Source organism: Microcystis sp. M079S1, assembly GCF_020246425.1.
In the GTDB taxonomy this organism is placed as follows: domain Bacteria; phylum Cyanobacteriota; class Cyanobacteriia; order Cyanobacteriales; family Microcystaceae; genus Microcystis; species Microcystis aeruginosa.
On the sequence record NZ_JADBSZ010000269.1, the window covers coordinates 41,638 to 59,242 of the forward strand.

The 17,605-nt window shown below is 42.0% G+C and carries 12 protein-coding genes, 1 tRNA gene and 2 pseudogenes; 13 read left to right on the forward strand and 2 right to left on the reverse strand.

Going from position 1 to position 17,605, the window contains the following annotated elements; genetic code table 11:
* The first annotated feature begins 3 nt into the window (after positions 1 to 3).
* The 6 genes from IM456_RS17685 (at position 4) to IM456_RS17710 (ending at position 9,806) form a co-directional block, all read left to right on the forward strand.
* Positions 4 to 609 (forward strand): isoprenylcysteine carboxyl methyltransferase family protein, encoded by a 606-nt coding sequence (locus IM456_RS17685; RefSeq protein WP_002731647.1) that lies wholly within the window; start codon positions 4 to 6, stop codon positions 607 to 609.
* An 80-nt stretch (positions 610 to 689) separates the two neighbouring features.
* On the forward strand, positions 690 to 2,321 hold the full coding sequence (locus IM456_RS17690; RefSeq protein WP_287692485.1) for an FAD-binding oxidoreductase: 1,632 nt from the start codon (positions 690 to 692) through the stop codon (positions 2,319 to 2,321).
* 48 nt (positions 2,322 to 2,369) lie between these two features.
* Complete coding sequence (locus tag IM456_RS17695; RefSeq protein WP_287692484.1) at positions 2,370 to 3,671, forward strand: MFS transporter; 1,302 nt, start codon at positions 2,370 to 2,372, stop codon at positions 3,669 to 3,671.
* A gap of 60 nt (positions 3,672 to 3,731) precedes the next feature.
* Positions 3,732 to 5,087: an efflux RND transporter periplasmic adaptor subunit gene (locus IM456_RS17700; protein WP_287692482.1), complete on the forward strand. Its 1,356-nt coding sequence runs from the start codon at positions 3,732 to 3,734 to the stop codon at positions 5,085 to 5,087.
* Between the two features lie 42 nt (positions 5,088 to 5,129).
* The gene (locus tag IM456_RS17705; protein ID WP_287692481.1) at positions 5,130 to 8,228 is read left to right on the forward strand and encodes an efflux RND transporter permease subunit; all 3,099 of its coding nucleotides are present in this window, start codon (positions 5,130 to 5,132) and stop codon (positions 8,226 to 8,228) included.
* 798 nt (positions 8,229 to 9,026) lie between these two features.
* Positions 9,027 to 9,806: a pentapeptide repeat-containing protein gene (locus IM456_RS17710; protein WP_149985461.1), complete on the forward strand. Its 780-nt coding sequence runs from the start codon at positions 9,027 to 9,029 to the stop codon at positions 9,804 to 9,806.
* Between the two features lie 41 nt (positions 9,807 to 9,847).
* On the opposite strand, the pseudogene IM456_RS17715 reads toward IM456_RS17710, so the two are convergent.
* Positions 9,848 to 10,368: pseudogene (locus tag IM456_RS17715) on the reverse strand (hypothetical protein).
* 406 nt (positions 10,369 to 10,774) lie between these two features.
* Between IM456_RS17715 and IM456_RS17720 the strand changes: the two are divergent.
* The 3 genes from IM456_RS17720 to IM456_RS17730 are packed head-to-tail and all read left to right on the forward strand — an operon-like array spanning position 10,775 to position 13,368.
* The gene (locus IM456_RS17720; RefSeq protein ID WP_041804724.1) at positions 10,775 to 11,296 is read left to right on the forward strand and encodes a DNA recombination RmuC family protein; all 522 of its coding nucleotides are present in this window, start codon (positions 10,775 to 10,777) and stop codon (positions 11,294 to 11,296) included.
* A gap of 44 nt (positions 11,297 to 11,340) precedes the next feature.
* Positions 11,341 to 11,763 (forward strand): shikimate 5-dehydrogenase, encoded by a 423-nt coding sequence (locus IM456_RS17725; protein WP_045361681.1) that lies wholly within the window; start codon positions 11,341 to 11,343, stop codon positions 11,761 to 11,763.
* Positions 11,764 to 11,820: 57 nt separating this feature from the next.
* Positions 11,821 to 13,368: a protein kinase domain-containing protein gene (locus IM456_RS17730; protein ID WP_287692480.1), complete on the forward strand. Its 1,548-nt coding sequence runs from the start codon at positions 11,821 to 11,823 to the stop codon at positions 13,366 to 13,368.
* 48 nt (positions 13,369 to 13,416) lie between these two features.
* Here the strand turns inward: IM456_RS17730 and trhO are convergent, their stop codons facing one another.
* Positions 13,417 to 14,229, reverse strand: coding sequence for an oxygen-dependent tRNA uridine(34) hydroxylase TrhO (gene trhO / locus IM456_RS17735; protein ID WP_012265880.1), 813 nt, complete (start codon positions 14,227 to 14,229; stop codon positions 13,417 to 13,419).
* A gap of 77 nt (positions 14,230 to 14,306) precedes the next feature.
* Between trhO and IM456_RS17740 the strand changes: the two genes are divergently transcribed.
* The 4 genes and pseudogenes from IM456_RS17740 to IM456_RS17755 form a co-directional block, all read left to right on the forward strand.
* Positions 14,307 to 14,379, forward strand: a tRNA-Ala gene (locus IM456_RS17740).
* A gap of 198 nt (positions 14,380 to 14,577) precedes the next feature.
* Positions 14,578 to 15,360 (forward strand): DNA repair protein RecO, encoded by a 783-nt coding sequence (gene recO, locus IM456_RS17745; RefSeq protein WP_287692478.1) that lies wholly within the window; start codon positions 14,578 to 14,580, stop codon positions 15,358 to 15,360.
* Positions 15,361 to 15,382: 22 nt separating this feature from the next.
* A complete protein-coding gene (locus IM456_RS17750; RefSeq protein ID WP_149985465.1) occupies positions 15,383 to 16,873 on the forward strand; it encodes an MFS transporter in 1,491 nt (496 codons plus the stop codon).
* 373 nt (positions 16,874 to 17,246) lie between these two features.
* A pseudogene (locus IM456_RS17755) lies at positions 17,247 to 17,477 on the forward strand (flagellar assembly protein H); the annotation flags it as partial.
* Positions 17,478 to 17,605: the final 128 nt, after the last annotated feature.

The following is a 17,605-nucleotide window of genomic DNA, read 5'->3' on the forward strand; positions in this document are numbered from 1 at the left end:
AGGATGTTAAGCCAAATAGTTTTCATTGCCCTGATTAGTTACATTATTGTCCAACGAGTGCGCGTTACTCGTCTGAGTAAACAGAATATGGCCAAAGTCTTAGCGGAAGGTGGCAAACTGCATAGTTCTAATTATGTGGGATTCGTCAAGATTTTCCAATCTAGCTGGATGCTTTGCATGATCGGGGAAGTTTATCTGCTCGATCGACCTTTTATTCCAGCATTGGCTTTATTTTCCCTAATTACTACCTTTTTAGCTCAAAAGCTCCGCTATGCCTCCATTGAAGCCTTAGGCGATCGCTGGATTCATCAGGTGGTCACGGTTCCTCAGACACCCGTGATCGACAATGGCATTTATCAATATATCCGTCATCCTAACTGGTGGGCCATGATCACGGAATTAGCGGTGGTTCCCCTGTTTCATACCGCTTATCTGACATCTATAGTCTTTAGTCTCCTGAATGCTTGGTTATTAATCCAACGCATTCCAGCTGAAGAAGAAGCTTTGAGTCAAGACACCAATTATCAAGCAGTTTTCGCCAATACTCCCCGTTTTATTCCTAGTTTTAGCGCAATTTTCTCTCGCAAACAGCAACCGCTTAAAAGTTAATTGCCACGGATAGCAGGGCCGGTTCCCTACGGCCCTTTAATTACCCCTCATACCTGAATTTCAAGGAGAAAAAAAATACTATGGACTCTCTAATTGTTTCCGAAAATATTATTAGCGACAATTTAACTAACGCTCTACAAGAATGGGAAAATTTATTAGGCTCCGAATATGTCAGCACCGATAACAAAAAACGCCTAGAAGCCGAGACCGCTACCTACGAAACCCATGCTAAAATCCCGGCAATTATTCGCCCGGGTAATCGTCAAGAAGTCCAAGAATCTCTAAAAATTGCTAATCGCTATCAAACCCCTGTCTATCCTATTAGTACGGGTAAAAATTGGGGTTATGGTTCGCGAGTTCCTAGCCGCACCGGTTCGGTTTTAATGGATTTGAGTCGATTAAATCAGATTTTGGATTATAATGAAACCCTAGCTTATGTAACTATTGAAGCGGGTGTTACTCAGCGACAACTCTACGATTTTTTGCAGAAAAATGGCAATAAATTATTAATGAGTGTCACCGGTTCGACTCCTGATTCTAGTATTATTGGCAATATTCTCGAACGAGGTGAAGCCAAAGGACCTTTGGGCGATCGCTTTAATCATGTCTGTGGAATGGAAGTAGTTTTGCCCACCGGTGAATGTGTTCATACGGGATTTAATCGCTTTGAAAATTCCCAAATAGGGGCGGTCAATCGTTGGGGAGTCGGTCCTTATTTTGATGGAATTTTTACCCAATCTAACCTAGGAATCGTCACCAAAATGACTTTTTGGTTAACGCCCTATCCTGAATATTTTCAGGCTTTTTTCTATAGCATCGATCAAGAAAATAAATTAGAGTTATTGATCGATAAACTACGTCAACTGAAAATGGCAGGGGTAATTAAAACGACCTTCCACATTAATAATAACTACCGAATGTTGTCCATTCAACAACAATATCCCTGGCAGGAATGCCAAGAAAAAACTCCTTTACCCCCCGATTTGTTAGAACAATTAAGTCATCAATGGGGCGGCGGTGTTTGGATAGGAGAAGGCGCTTTATATTCGGCTTCACCAGAACAGGGAAAAGTCGAAAGAAACCTAATTGAAAAAGCCTTGAAAGGAATTGTCAATAAACTTATGTTTTTTGATGAAAATAAGTTCAAAATGGCCAGCAAAATGAGTCCCATTTTTAAAGTATTTACTGGTGTGGAAATTAAGGACAAGGTGGATTTAATTTATCACAAAAATCCCCAACGAGGAATGATTACCGAAAAAGTGCTGAAGATGGCCTATTGGCGCAAAAAAACGCCCCCCACCGATAGGTTGAATTTAGACCTGGATGCCTGTGGCATGATTTGGTGTGTTCCCGCTGTTCCTTTTCTGGGAAATCATCTCAGAAATGCTCTCAATATTATCAGCAGCATCGCTCAAAAATATGGTTATGAACCCAATATCGGCATTAACTGTATTACCGAGCGCAATATCAACATCAATGCTGCCATTTTTTATGATCGATTGCTAGAAGGAGAAGACCAAAAAGCCTTAAATTGTCACGATGAAATGTTGGCAGAATTGATCAATCAAGGCTATTATCCCTACCGTCTTAGTACCCACTCTATGAATAGTTTACCCGTAGCCCAAGACGATTATAGTTGCTTAATCCAGAAAATTAAAGACAGCTTGGATCCCAATCACATTCTCTCACCCGGTCGCTACGAATTTCTTTAAATAAGCCTAACAATCTACTGCTAACTACCCATCTCTCCCCCAATTCTAATGACTTCTAGCACTTCTAGCAAATGGCAACATCTCCGAATAGATTATCTTCCGTATATCACTGGTTGGTTTGGTAACTTTATCGTTAATAATGCCCTTCTAACCATGCTAATTTATCGCTACGACCCGGGCATTCCCAATGACTATAACTTGTCCATTTTATTGCCCTCTGCTTTAGTGGGGATAGCGATAATGATTAGCCGTATTGCTGGGGCTTTTGTGCAGCCAGTGATCGGTTATTTTTCCGATCGCTTTTGGAGTCCTTGGGGCAAAAGAAGACCATTTATACTGGCCAGTTTAGTCCCTTTAATTGGTGGTTTTATCCTGTTGTTTAATCCCCCTAATAACTTAAATCAAACCACTTACTTCATTTATTTAGTCACCATGCTTTGGGTGTTTTATGTGGGTATGGCATCCTACCATGTTCCCTATTTAGCCTGGTTGCCTACTCTCGCTAAAAGCCCAGAAGGAAGGGTTAAATTATCAACTCAAATCGGAATTTTTGGTTTAGTTGGTGCCACCATTGGTGGGATTATTGCCCCTTGGTTAACTGATAGTTATGGCTTTCATGGGATGGGTATTGCTATTAGTCTTATTGGGCTAATTACTCTAGCTATGCCCTTGCTAGAAAAAGAAGAATATAGTCCTTCTAAGGGGAAATATCCTAACTTTAAAACCACCTTAACGGCGGCTTTTACTAATCGGACTTTTTGTATCTATATGATCACCATGATCTTGGCGTGGATGGTGATTAGTATTATCTCGGTGATTCCGACTTTTTTAGTAATTGCTCTCCTCAAACGAGAGGTAAGTTTTGCCGCCGTGATTAATACTATTATCGTCGGTAGTGCCTTGGCTGGATTTACCCTAGTTTTACCCTTAGCGCAAAAATATGGCAAAAAACTGGTTTTTCAAGGTTCTTTAATCTGGGTTGGTCTGGGTATGATTGCCATGGCCTGTGGTCGCTTTTGGTGGCAAGATTCTTTGATTCCTTGGTTAATCCTTTCGATCATCGCTAATTTAGCCCTAGCCAGCTTTTTTAGTCTGCCGAATGCCATGTTATCGGACATAATCGATCAAGATGCGGAGCAACAAGGAATCGGCCGAGAAGCAATATTTTTTGGTACCAGGGGTCTCCTAATTCAATTTAGCCAAGGTGCGGGGTCTTTTCTAACAGGATTAATCCTTTCTTTCGGGAAAACTCCTGATAACCCCTGGGGGGTACAAATTGCCTTTTTGTCCGCCGGTATATTATCCCTAGCAGCGGCTTTTGTCCTCCGGTCTTATGCCATCAAAAAATAGTTCTTTCCTCGCTAATCTGTTATTACTTTTGACTAAACCCTACTCATTTGGAACTGGATTATGACTTCCCCCAATCCCATCACCAAACAGCAAGAAACTGCTATCAAAAAACTGCGATTGCCCTGGCGATTAATTATTACTGGGATCCTAGCGGCCACCTCGGTTTTTGCCTATCCTACCCTGCGTAATGTCCTCTTAGAAAACACCTCTGAATCCACCACCTCAGAAGAAACCGCTTCGTTAGCAATCGATAAGAGCAAGACGGCAGCCTTACCTGTGCGAACCTTAACTTTAAGTCCTGTCACCCATCACCAAGAACCGCGCCGTTATACGGGTAATATTGTGGCTAAACGGACAAGTGAACTAGGATTTGAGCGTTCGGGACAATTAATTAGTTTATTGGTTCAAGAGGGTCAAGAGGTACGCCGAGGTACTTTAATTGCTACTCTGGATACACGCAATTTAGAAGCACAAAAACAAGAACTCATCGCCCAGCGATCGCAAGCCACGGCTAAACTGCAAGAATTACAAGCTGGTTCCAGGAAAGAAAGTATCGCTGCAGCCCAAGCAAAAGTCCGAGATCTCAGGGAACAATTAGCTTTAGCCCAATCTAAATACCAAAGACGGCTAGGATTGTATCAAGAAGGGGCAATTACTAGAGAACAACTCGAAGAAGTGCAAACAGATGTTAATGCACAACAAGCGAGAATTGATGAAGCCCAAAGTCAATTAGATGAACTCAAGGCCGGTACTCGTCCCGAATTGATTTCTCTGCAAAAAGCCGTTATTGACCAATTTGATGCCCAACTGAAGAATATTAACTTAGAGATTGAGAAAAGCCAACTTCAAGCCCCCTACGATGGCACTATTGCCCTCCTTCACGTCAATATTGGCACTGTTGTTTCTGCAAGTAATCCGATCGTTCGTTTAGTGGAAAGTAATAAACTGGAAGCGCGTATAGGGGTTCCCATTGACCAGTCCGAAAACTTACCAATTGGCAGTAAACATCGTTTAAAAATTGGTAACAAAATATTAACAGGACAAGTCACTTCAACCTTGCCCCAAATTGATCCAACTACCCGTACCGCCACGGTTATTTTAAGTTTAAATCAGACTCAGGGCCTGATTCCGGGGCAAGTGGTCAGCCTAGAATTATCTCAATCAGTTCCACAATCGGGCTATTGGTTGCCCACAGAAGCTTTAGTACAAGGCACGAGAGGATTATGGTCTTCCTATGTTCTAGGAGAAGCTAATCCCGATAATCCTCGACAATTTACCGTCAAACGCCAAGATTTAGAAGTTCTAGCGATTCAAGGCGATCGCTTGTTGGTGCGCGGGACTCTCACCTCCGGTGATCGAGTGATCGTCGAAGGGGTTCACCGCATCGTACCCGGGCAAATGGTGGAAATTTGGTAGTCAGTGGTCATTAATCAGCTTTATTATCCCTAATAATCTCCAATGAATAACTTATTTGAACGTAAACCTAGATTACTAATTCTGACCTTAATTCTGATTATTGTCTGGGGATTGTCTTCCTTTCAAATTTTGCCGCGCATGGAAGATCCCGAAACAATTAATCGAGGTGCCACCATTACCACCAATTTACCCGGTGCCAGTCCTTATCGGGTCGAATCCCTAGTGACCGAAAAAATTGAACAATCTCTCTCTAGCATCAAAGAAATTAGCCTGATTGAGTCCTCCTCAGAATTAGGGCGTTCCACGGTCAATATTGAACTTAAAGATGAAGTGACTGATGTGGATCCCGTCTGGTCACGCATTCGCGATCGGATTACCGATGTCATCCCGGAACTACCCCCAGAAGCCCAAAGACCCTTATACGAAGAAGGATATAGTAAAGCCTTTAGTTTATTGACTGCCATCCTTTGGGATCTAGATACCGCTCCTAATTACGCTATTTTACGCCGACTTGGCCAAGAACTGTTCGATGAATTAGAAGCCCTTTGGGGAACCGAAAGGGTCGAGTTAGTCGGGGTTCCGGCCGAGGAAATTTTAGTCGAAATCGATCCGGTGAAATTATCCTCCCTGGGCCTAACCGCCGTCGAAGTTGCCCAACAAATTCAAACCAGTGATGCCAAGGTCGCCGCCGGACAACTTCGCAGTAATCGCAATAATTTATTATTGGAAGTCGATACCAGTTTAGAATCACTCTCTCGGATTCGAGCCATTCCGATTCGTTACAGTAATGATGGACAATTTACCCGTTTAGGAGATATCGCTCTAGTTACCAAGGGAATTCAAGAACCACCGCCAGAACTAACCATTATTAACGGTAAACCCGCTATTGTGGTGGCGGCTATGATGGAATCGGGCCAACGCATAGACGAATGGACAGCGGCGGCCCAGGCCAAGTTAGACCTGTTTCGACCCTCTCTCCCCCAAGGTGTTAGCCTCAAGATAATTTTTGCCCAAAATCGTTATGTGGCTAACCGACTCGATGGATTATTCAGCAACATGATCCTAGGGTTACTCTGTGTCATGGGGACAGCTTTTGTGATGATGGGATGGCAGTCCGCCTTGGTGGTGAGTTTATCCTTGCCTTTATCGATCCTGATGGTCTTTGCCGGTATGAATCTCTGGCAAATCCCCCTACATCAAATGTCGGTGACAGGAATTGTTATTGCTTTGGGACTTTTGATCGATAACGCTATTGTGATTGTCGATGAACTGCAAAAAGGACTACGGACGGGAATAGCTCACCAACATATTGTTGCTGAAACCGTTAAACAGTTAGGGATTCCCCTCTTAGCTTCTACCCTAACCACGATTTTGTCTTTTATGCCGATCGCTCTTTTGCAAGGAGGCATTGGCGAATTCGTGCGTACTATCGCCCAAACAGTGATCTTAGCCTTGGTTAGTTCTCTAATTTTGTCCCTAACGATTATTCCTGTCCTCAGTTTACGTTTATATCAACTGACTCATCGATCGCACCAGACAAAAACCCATTGGTGGGATACGGGAATTAATTTACCGCTCCTAACGGGTTTGTATCGCCAAATTTTGAAGTTAATTCTCTATTTTCCCGTATTAGGTCTGGTTATTGGCTTGATTGTCCCAATTACTGGCTTTGTTGTCGCTGGCACTCTCCCGGAAGAATTCTTTCCGCCGGCAGAACGAGATCAGTTAACCCTAGAAATCGAACTGGCCCCCACCACAACCCTAGAAGTAACTCAGGTAAAAGTGGCTCAAGCTGCAAAAATACTACTAGATCATCGAGAAATTGCGGAAGTTCACTGGTTTTTAGGGCGTAATGCTCCCCCCTTCTACTATAATCTCTCCGATGGCATTAAAGACTCTCCTAATTTTGCCCAAGCATTGATTCAACTTCGGCAAGTTTCTGATGATCCCCAATTGATCGAAACCTTACAAAAACAATTAAGTCAAGCTCTACCGATGGCAAGGGTATTAGTTAGCCCCCTAGAACAGGGTCCACCGGTGGGCGCCCCGATCGAAATTAGGGTTTATGGCTCAGAATTGGAGATGTTAAGGAAAATTGGCGAGTCCTTACGGGAAGAACTGGCAAAAATACCCGAAATAACCTATTCTGTTGCTGATTTAAGTGAAATTCAAGCTAAATTAGCCTTAAAAATTAATGAAGAAAAAGCTCGACTGATTGGTTTGGATAATGCGGCGATCGCCAGCCAATTGGATAACCTTTTAGAAGGTTCTGTGGGTGGCTCGATTTTAGAAGCAACGGAAGAATTACCCGTGCGAGTCCGAGTCGGTAATCGCGATCGCGAGCAACTGCCAGAAATTGCCTCTTTAAATATTCTCGGTAACTCCGCCACTGCTGAACGGGCGAATATTTCCCTTTCCTCCGTGGCAGAATTTGATTTTCTCCCCGAATTAGCCACGATTCCTCGACGAAATGGCAAGCGAATTAATACGGTGAAGGCCTATGTTCAAGCTGATGCGATCGCTGCAACGGTTTTAGACGAATTTCGCCAAAACTTAGAATCGGGCAAATTTTCCCTTCCGGCAGGGTATCGGCTCGAATTTGGCGGAGAGGAAGAAGAAAGAGATACGGCTGTGGCTAATCTAATTGCTAGTGTGGGAGTCTTGGCGATTCTAATGCTATCAACCCTTGTTCTTTCTTTTAACTCCTTCCGTCTTGCTGCTCTAGTTACTGTCGTCGGTATTAGTTCAATTGGACTAGCCTTATTTTCCCTCTGGTTATTTGAATATCCCCTAGGATTCATGTCGATTTTAGGCACTATCGGCTTAGTTGGGGTTTCCGTTAATGATTCTATTGTCGTGGTAGCGGCTTTACAAGCTTTACCCCCCCATCTTCAACGCCAACGAAAGGCAATCCGGGAAGTGGTCATTGCTTCCACCCGTCACATTCTCACCACTACCTTAACCACCGTGACGGGATTTGTGCCATTATTTCTCTACGGCGGCGCTTTTTGGGAACCCCTCGCTCTCTGTATTTCCATCGGGGTGATCGGAACCACCCTAAGCGCACTGGTATTTGTCCCGTCGGGATGGTACTATCTCGCTCAAGCCCAAAAGGTTTCCCCTCTGTCTGTTTCTGAGTAGCTTGATTAAATACCACTTTTGTAGAGACGTTGCTGGGCAACGTCTCTATTGATACTAAATCCGTTGAGTATAGGCTATATATCAGGACAGGCAAAAAGCAATAGGCAATAGGCAAAAGGGGCAATGAATAATCAGTCTTTAATAACCAGATTTAGGATGATTTGGGTAAAAATACCCTGAAAGTCCTCTCGGCTCTACCGCCCTGATCCGAGAAAATAGGGAGAATTGGCTGGGTTAAATAGGGCTGGCTGAATAATGGTAAAACCCTTTTAAAATAAGGCTTTTGACCTGTTAAAATCCGATGTTAGTGCTGCGAAAATAGGATTAAGACCTTCAAAAACCTGGCATTATCCTTCTTGTAGTACATAAACTGGTACAAAAAAGAGGGCAACAAAGCCTGAAACGACCGGCTACTGACGACCGGCTACTGACGACCGGCTACTGACTCCTGACTCCTAACCCCACCAACAAACTTTTTCAGCAAGCCCTAAATATAATCGAGTTTAAACAATAGATAAGTTTTTTAACAAGAGTAGTTTCAGATACTAATTACCCGATGGACTGGGGTAGAATTGGAAAAACCAGTCAAACTTTTTTAGCCAAGCTACTTAACTATGATTAAAATTAACTTGCTGTTCGGGTTATCTTCTCTTAAAAAATCGATAAAAAACTTTACATAAACTCAAAAGAGAGCCTCGTAAATTTCTCATCTAAAAGCTGAGTTAGTTATCGGACAAAGTTTTTAGGTGCTTTTGTTGATTACTTCTTAACCACCATCTTAGAAGTAGAAGAAGGGAGATGAAAGTTAATCAGTTACTAAGACTCTACGAACAAGGAGAGCGGGATTTTTTAGGCATTGACTTGATGAGTCTAGATCTACAACAAGTGACTCTAATCGCTGTCAATTTTGCTGCGGCCAATTTGCGCGGAACTAATTTGAGCCGCTCTTTTCTGACTAAATCAAATCTGCGGGGAGCGAGTTTGAATTGGGCGAATTTAACCTATGCCAAATTAAGTCAAGCGCAATTAGTGGAAGCGGACTTAACCAAAGCTAATCTCACCGGGGCCTTTATGGTACAGGCAAACCTGCGTAACTCGCGATTAAGTGGGGCGGATCTTTCCCATGCTAATCTCCGGGGGGCGAATTTATGCGGGGCGAATTTATGCGGGGCGAATTTATACTTAGTTAATCTCTTGGAGGCAACCCTAGATAAAGTCAATCTCAATTGGGCTAATTTGCAGGAAGCGCGGTTAAGTGGCACTAAATGTCGTCAGATTTCCGCAAGGGAAGCCAATTTTAGCGGCTCTTTTCTTAAAGAGGTGGACTTTCAGGGGGCTAATTTAGAAAGGGCTAATTTTAGCGAGGCACGTCTGACGGGTAGTGATTTACGCGGGGCTAATTTAGCGGCTGCTAATCTAGCGGGAGCGCGTTTACAAGAGGTAAATCTACAGGGAGCGGACTTGAGGGGTGCTAACTTGACGGGGACTTGTTTTGAGAGCGTCACCGGTTGGACAGAAACCGCCCAAGAAGATGATATTTTCCCCCTAGACTGGTTTCAGCCCCGTTTTGCCACTTAAAAGTCAATATATCTGCCGAAAGCCTCTCCTTTTCCTATCGATTAACGATTAGCTGGATGGTTAATCTTTGGTTAGGAATGGGGATTGGGGGAGCATTATTCGGCTCATCCTCGAAGGGTAAAGCAGGGGGAGGAGTGGTAGCACTGGGAGATGGTGCTGGAGATGGCGTGGGATTAACGGCAGCGGGGGGACTTTTCGGGGTGACGACGGGTGCGGGAGAGCTAAAACCGAGGAGATCTTTGCCAAAGGGAAAAACATTCCCCCAGCGTTGAATATTAGGGTTGCCAAACCAATCTTGACGGGATACCTTCACCGAGAGGAGAGGTGCGATCGCACCTGATTTTTCGGCGGTTATCAATAAATCAATTTTATTAAGACCCTGTTGTTGATTAAAACGACTGATGATAGTTTTCTCTGCTAATTGCGATGCTCTAGTCAATAATCCTTCGTAGGATTCTCCCCGTTTAACTGTGATGGGAAGATTAACAGTGGATTGAGCAAAAACCACATCAACGGCAATAATTCCCGTCAGCAGCGTTAAAACAGTAATAGACTTGTACATAGGACAGACAGTTAAACAGACACTCCCAGGCTAGGGTCGGGATCTTCCCTGTTAGAGTTCCCCGATCGCTTTCTTAAATTACCACGATCGATCTCTGGCCACAATTGAAAATTTTCCGGTAGCAAAATCGTCCTTGGCTCCTAGCAATAGGCAATAGGGGAATAATTAGGGCTGGCTGAATAAATCTAAAAACTTTGTTGGATAATATCTTTAGGCTTTTTTGAAATCAAAAAGTGCCAGCCATTGGAGTGATCAGGGGGGAAAATTCAGGTACTTTTTCCCTGAACATTGGGTAATTGACCACCTGAAAATGGCTAAAACCCCACACCCGACACCCCACCCCCACGAAAAACTGTTTCAGCATAACCTAATTATATTTGGCTATATCGACCAGAGGGTTTTAATGATGACACAAACTAGCGAAACCGTTACCTATTCTCTCGAATCTGTCCTGACAAGGATCGAGAGTAAAATCGACAATCTCCAAAGAGATGTTAATCAGAAAATTGACTCGCTCCAAAGAGATATGGATCAAAAATTTGACAATCTCCAAAGAGATATGGATCAAAAATTTGACAGTCTCCAAAGAGATGTGGATCAGAAAATCGACAGTCTCCAAAAAGATGTTAATCAAAAATTTGACAGTCTCCAAAAAGATGTTAATCAAAAATTTGACAGTCTCCAAAAAGATGTTAATGATTTAAAGGTGGAAGTCACAGAAATCAAAGGAGATATTAAAACTCTTGATCAGAAAGTCGAAACAATGGATAAACGACTGGAAAAAGTCGAAGATAGTTATGCAATCCTAGTTAAAGATATTGCGGACTTGAAAGGGTTTAAATCTCTGATTATCCCCATGGTTGTAGCTTTTTTAAGTGCCGTGGTCACTTTGGGATTGCGCGGCTTTTTTCTTGGCAATAAACCTTGATTTTTTATTTCAAGAAAGTAGTTATTTTCAAGAGGTTTTTAATGATGACACAAACTAGCGAAACCGTTACCTATTCTCTCGAATCTGTCCTGACAAGGATCGAGAGTAAAATCGACACCCTCCAAAGAGATGTTAATCAGAAAATCGACAATCTCCAAAGAGATATGGATCACAAATTTGACAGTCTCCAAAAAGATGTTAATCAAAAATTTGACACTCTCCAAAAAGATGTTAATGATTTAAAGGTGGAAGTCACAGAAATCAAGGGAGATATTAAAACTCTTGATCAGAAAGTCGAAGCGATGGATAAACGACTGGAAAAAGTCGAAGATAGTTATGCAATCCTAGTTAAAGATATTGCGGACTTGAAAGGGTTTAAATCCCTGATTATCCCCATGGTTGTAGCTTTTTTAAGTGCCGTGGTTACTTTGGGATTGCGCGGCTTTTTTCTTGGCAATAAACCTTAAATATATCAGTGGATATTTTAATCATCAAGTTTATTTTGTACTCTACCAATAAAATCCATGAGTTTTTGCATTAATCCTCATTGTCCTAAACCGAAAAGTATCAAGGAGAGTCGTTACTGTCAATCCTGTGGTTCCGACTTGCTTTTAAATGGTAAATATCGAGTCACAAATTTATTGAGTGCCAAGGGTGGATTTGGTAATACCTATGAAGTGATAGATGAACATAAAATACCCAAGGTATTAAAAGTTCTTACCTACGATTCCAGCAAAGCTATTGATTTATTTCAACAGGAAGCCAATCTTTTAAAACAATTAAATCACCCCGGTATTCCCAAAGGAGAAAACTATTTTATTTATCATCCCCGGGAGAGTCAAACTGCTTTACACTGTTTAGTTATGGAGAAAATTGCTGGTATTGACTTAGAAGAATATCAAAAACAAAGAGGATTTAAACCGATTGATTATAATCTCGCTTTGGATTGGTTAACTCAGTTAGCTAATATTCTCCACGAGGTTCACAAACATAAATTCTATCATCGCGACATCAAACCCTCTAATATTATCTTAAAACCCGATGGTCAATTAGTTTTAATTGATTTTGGAGCGGCGCGACAAGTCACTAAAACCGTCCTAGCAGGAGGCAAAAATACAGGAATTTATACTCCCGGATATGCTCCTACTGAACAATCTCTTGGTCACTCTGTCCCCCAATCAGACTTTTATGCTTTGGGCAAAACTTTCGTCTTTTTGTTAACTGGTAAAGAACCCAGTGACCCGAAAATTTATAATATTAATACTAATGAATTTAACTGGCGTAAATATGCCCCAAAAATCCCTTCTCGATTAGCAGATTTTATCGATAATTTAATGGCAGAAAAACCTATTGATCGACCTAAAGACACCAAAACTTTGCTAAAAATTATTACCGATATTAAAGCCAATCCCCATCAACCTAAAAAAACTAAAAATTCTTCTCCTGAAAAACCTAAAATTATTGCTATTCCCAATCCTGCAATTATTTCTTTAATCGCTGCAATTTCTCCCAGTTATGCTGGGTTTTGGCTCCGGTTAAAAGCCTCTTTAATTGATTCTTTTATCGTTCTTATTATCGCCGCTTTATTAGGTGGTTATATCTGTTTTCGCTTACAACAATGGTCAATTTTTCAAGATTTAAACCTTGATTTTGATATAGCCAAAGAAATCTGGGTTTACTATGCAGCAGGATTAAGTGCAGCTGGAACAACAATTATCGGGGTTGCTTTATTTGTAGCAGCAATTATCTATAATATTCAAGCCAAAATTAACTTTACTCACGAACATATTGCCATCCTGACTGCTCTCGGTTTAGGAATAGTGATTAAATGGTTATATTATGTTTTCTTAGAATATCTTTTTAAAGCCACTATTGGTAAAATGTTTTTTGATTTATCCGTCACCGATAGCCAAGGCCGACGCATATCTTTTGCAAGAGCCAATCGCCGCTACTTACTAAAATTTATCTCCACTGCTCCCTTATATTTGGGCTTTTTACTGGCAGCCTGGACAAAGAAAAAACGCGCCCTTCATGACATGATTTCTGGTACACAAATCCGCAAAAAAAAGTAACCAGAACCTAGAAAAGTAGGGAGATGGGAGCAGGACGATAGGATAAAATCAACTACAATAGGGACAAGATATTCCCGCTTGGTAATTGGGGGATTGTTTATCTTTTTCATCGATGGGATGACCGCAAGCGGGACACATTTCATAATGTCCTACCTCTAAATTAGCTGTTAGTGCCACTCTTTGATCGAAAACAAAACATTCTCCTTGCCAAAGACTCTGATCGGGACTAACTTCTTCCAAGTATTTCAAAATACCTCCCTCTAGCTGATAAACTTGAGAAAAGCCTTGATTTAATAAAAAAGCTGCCGCCTTTTCACAGCGAATTCCCCCCGTACAAAAAAGAGCTATTTTCTTATTGTTAATACGATCAAAATTGTCGTAAATATACTCAGGAAATTGGCGAAAATGCTGGATTTCTGGGTTAAGCGATCCCGCAAAAGTACCGAGCGCCACTTCATAATTATTACGAGTATCGATAACTACCACGTCCGGCTCTTTCAGCAATTGGTTCCACTCTTCAGTTTTGAGATGAATTCCTGTTTTTTCGAGAGGATTAGCCTTGGGTTGACCAAAAGTCACAATTTCCTTTTTTAAGCGAATTTTTAAGCGTTGAAAGGGCAAATAATCACAAACAGACTCTTTCACCTCTAGATTAGCTAAACGAGTATCGGTTTTTAACCAACTAATCACCTCGGCGATCGCTAGACTGTTCCCAGCGATCGTTGCGTTAATCCCCTCGGCTGCCAGAAGAATAGTTCCTTTAATTCCTCTTTCTTGGCAGTATTTTTGTATTTCTGGCTGTTTTTGACGATAATCTGACAAAGCCACAAACTGGTAAAAAGTGGCGACTAGATAAGACATGGCAGGCAAGGGGAAAATTTACTTGTAATATTTTTCACTATAGGTTATAATAACGAGAGTGTCTCAAAAACCAGATCGGGGGTTTAGCTCAGTTGGTAGAGCGCCTGCTTTGCAAGCAGGATGTCAGCGGTTCGAGTCCGCTAACCTCCATAGCATCTCCCCCATAGTCCTGACTGATTCACTTTTGCTTGGTGATTAGATCAAGTCTCTTTGGGAAGACAATTAGCTAGGGTTGCCGAAAAAGTTTTTCCTGGGGGCAGGGTGTAGGGTGTAGGGTTTAGAGGGAGTCGTCTCGGAGTCTCCCCAAACCGAAAACTTCGTACCTCACCATTAAGATAACTGCTATCAATGATGTCTCGTACCTATCAAGCTACTGGAATCAATCTGCAAGGAATGGCCTTCGGAGAGGCCGATCGCCTCTTAACTATTTTGACCGCCGAATATGGTTTAATTAGAGCCATCGCTCCCGGTGCGCGCAAGTATAAATCTTCCCTGCGGGGTAGAAGTGAACTATTTGTGGTCAATAATCTGTTAATAGTCGCAGGAAAATCCCTAGATAAGGTCGTGCAAGCCGAAACTATCGAATCTTATCCCAAATTAAGTCAAAATCTCGCCAAACTCACCGTTAGCCAATACCTCTGCGAACTGGTTTTGGCGATCGCTCTGAGCGAACAACCCCAGAGGGAATTATACGAATTAATCTGCGGCCATCTGGCCAGAATTGAAGTCCTCGACGAGAATCAATACATACTTCCCTATCTTTGTCAAGCAATTTTTCATTTCTTAATAATTGCCGGCTTAGTGCCGCAAGTCCATAACTGCCTGTTGACGGGAAAAGCTTTAATTGGGGACAATTGCCTAGGATTTAGTTTCGAGGCAGGGGGAATAATAGATCTAGCTGCCCTCACAGAAACAATCAACCCGCCCAAAATCGATAGTAAACTGACGTTGCAAGAACTGCAATTACTGCAATGCCTAGGAAAAACAGATTTTCCCCCAGAAGAAAACCTTACCTCAGAACTAGCTTGGATTAACCTCGATCGCCTGCTGCGCCGCTATACTCAATATCATCTGGGAAAAACTTTTCGCTCCTCGGCATTAGTTGAGGGTTTATCTCCCTTAGAATTTTAAACAGATAGTAAAAGTTATCATAATGCAACTGTTTGACTCAGAAACTAGCGACGCTAATTCTAGCGACTCCTCCACTCCTATTTTTAATTCTTCCGATTCCTCACCGAGGCAATCCGACGCAGAAACCATGAACCGCTTGCCTAAACGTGCGCCCAAATCCAATCCTAGTCAGGGTTTTGCCCCAGTGCTAAAAAACCCGCGCTTTCTCACTCTCTGGGCGGGGGGAATTTTTTCCCAATTAGCGGATAAATTCTATTTAGTCCTGATGATCTCCCTAATTGCCACCCATTACCAAAAAGCCGATCAGTCGATTAGTGGCTGGGTATCGGCGATAATGATTGCTAATACAATTCCGGCGGTGTTAGTGGGTTCGGTGGCGGGTGTATATGTTGATAGATGGTTAAAAAAACAAGTTTTAGTTATTTCTAACCTTTTACGCGGGGCTTTTGTCCTCCTCATTCCCCTATTATTATGGTTAGTGCGCGAGCAAACTTTAGCCGTTCCCCTCGGTTGGCTGCCGGAAGGTTTAAGAAATTGGCATTACCGGCTACAAGGAGAATTTAATTTACCCTTCGGTTTTTTCCTGTTGTTAGTCATTACTTTTCTTGTCTCCACCTTAACCCAATTTTTTGCCCCCGCCGAACAATCTACCCTGCCATTAGTGGTAAAACGTCGTCATCTTCTACCCGCTAATTCCCTCAACACTTTAACCACCATGGCGGTATTAATTATCGGTTTTGCCATCGGTGAACCGGTATTAGCTTTTGCCGATAGCATTTTCGGCACGAGAGCCGGACAATTTGATATTGGCAAAGTGATGATTGTCGGTGCTTTTTATATAATTGCCGGTTTAATTCTAATTATCCTGCGAACTAACGAAAAATATGTCATTCCTACCGCAGAACAGCCCCATGTTTGGGAAGATATCCGCGACGGCATTCGTTACCTCAACAAAAATCATAAAGTTCGTAACGCCCTGATTCAATTAGTCATCTTATTCTGTATTTTTGCTGCTCTATCGGTATTAGCCGTCAGTATGGCGGAAAAACTACCCGGGTTAAAAGCTTCTCAATTCGGCTTTTTATTAGCCTCCTGTGGTGCAGGAATGGCAGTTAGTGCGATTACTTTGGGTTATTGGGGCCAAAAATTCTCCCACACCCAATTAAGTCTCTGGGGTTCCCTGGGTATGGCGACAGCTTTAATCGGTTTATCTCTAGCCACAAAGAGTTTAATTTTAGCCTTCGCTATGACGGCTTTATTAGGGATTTTTGCCGCTTTAGTCGGGGTTCCCATGCAAACTACCCTACAGGCAGATACACCCCCCGAAATGCGCGGTAAAGTCTTTGGTTTAGAAAACAATGCCGTTAATATTGCCCTCTCTTTACCCTTAGCTGTCGCGGGTATCGCCGAAACTCAATTCGGACTCCGACCGGTACTATTAGCTTTAGCAGTTATGGCAGTTGTCGGCGGTGGTTTTACTTGGTATGTTTCTCGCAATTTATCTAAAGATTAGCGGGACTTTTCAGTAATCAGTAAACAGTAATCAGTAATCAGTATTCAGTAATCAGTATTCAGGAGTCAGGAGTCAGTATTCAGGAGTCAGGAGATTGCCTTTATTTATTCTCCTAATCTCCCCCGCAAAGAAGCGAAACTAACATTAACTAAACGGTAGCTTTTGGTAGTAATTACTGAGTAACGCACAGAAAACGGGTTTCTCGGAGAAACCCGTTTTCTACTCATGCCTCATGCAAAAAGGGGAATAAATAATCAGTCTTTAATAACCAGATTTAGTATCAGGAGACAAAGTAACCTTAAACTTGTTAGAATCAAAAAGTTGTTATTTTCTGGCAGTCATTCACCGCTCAGATTAGTTAAGATGATATTACATGACTAATAATATTGACCATGATCGCTTATTTAAGGAGTTAATCTCCACCTTTTTTGTCGAATTTATCGAGTTATTTTTTCCTCAAGTAATGGATTATTTAGATAGGGACTCGATTACTTTTTTAGACAAAGAAGTATTTACCGATGTCACGGAAGGAGAAAGGCATGAAAGCGATTTAGTCGCACAGGTTAAGTTTCGAGGAAAAGAATCTTTCTTTGTTTTTAGCTTGTGGCGCAGGAATTGTCCTAATCTTAAGTCTGTGATGTTTCGACGCAAAGTAGAGTATAATGGAAGATTGGTCTAAACTTATCTCCAGACTACTTATACTGAATATTCATTGTCAAAAAATATGACTGA

Coding starts and splice junctions, on each gene's coding strand:
- IM456_RS17685 (WP_002731647.1), top strand. CDS start 4: ATGTTAAGCCAAATAGTTTTCATTGCCCTGATTAGTTACATTATTGTC.
- IM456_RS17690 (WP_287692485.1), top strand. CDS start 690: ATGGACTCTCTAATTGTTTCCGAAAATATTATTAGCGACAATTTAACT.
- IM456_RS17695 (WP_287692484.1), top strand. CDS start 2,370: ATGACTTCTAGCACTTCTAGCAAATGGCAACATCTCCGAATAGATTAT.
- IM456_RS17700 (WP_287692482.1), top strand. CDS start 3,732: ATGACTTCCCCCAATCCCATCACCAAACAGCAAGAAACTGCTATCAAA.
- IM456_RS17705 (WP_287692481.1), top strand. CDS start 5,130: ATGAATAACTTATTTGAACGTAAACCTAGATTACTAATTCTGACCTTA.
- IM456_RS17710 (WP_149985461.1), top strand. CDS start 9,027: ATGAAAGTTAATCAGTTACTAAGACTCTACGAACAAGGAGAGCGGGAT.
- IM456_RS17720 (WP_041804724.1), top strand. CDS start 10,775: ATGACACAAACTAGCGAAACCGTTACCTATTCTCTCGAATCTGTCCTG.
- IM456_RS17725 (WP_045361681.1), top strand. CDS start 11,341: ATGACACAAACTAGCGAAACCGTTACCTATTCTCTCGAATCTGTCCTG.
- IM456_RS17730 (WP_287692480.1), top strand. CDS start 11,821: ATGAGTTTTTGCATTAATCCTCATTGTCCTAAACCGAAAAGTATCAAG.
- trhO (WP_012265880.1), bottom strand. CDS start 14,229: ATGTCTTATCTAGTCGCCACTTTTTACCAGTTTGTGGCTTTGTCAGAT.
- recO (WP_287692478.1), top strand. CDS start 14,578: ATGATGTCTCGTACCTATCAAGCTACTGGAATCAATCTGCAAGGAATG.
- IM456_RS17750 (WP_149985465.1), top strand. CDS start 15,383: ATGCAACTGTTTGACTCAGAAACTAGCGACGCTAATTCTAGCGACTCC.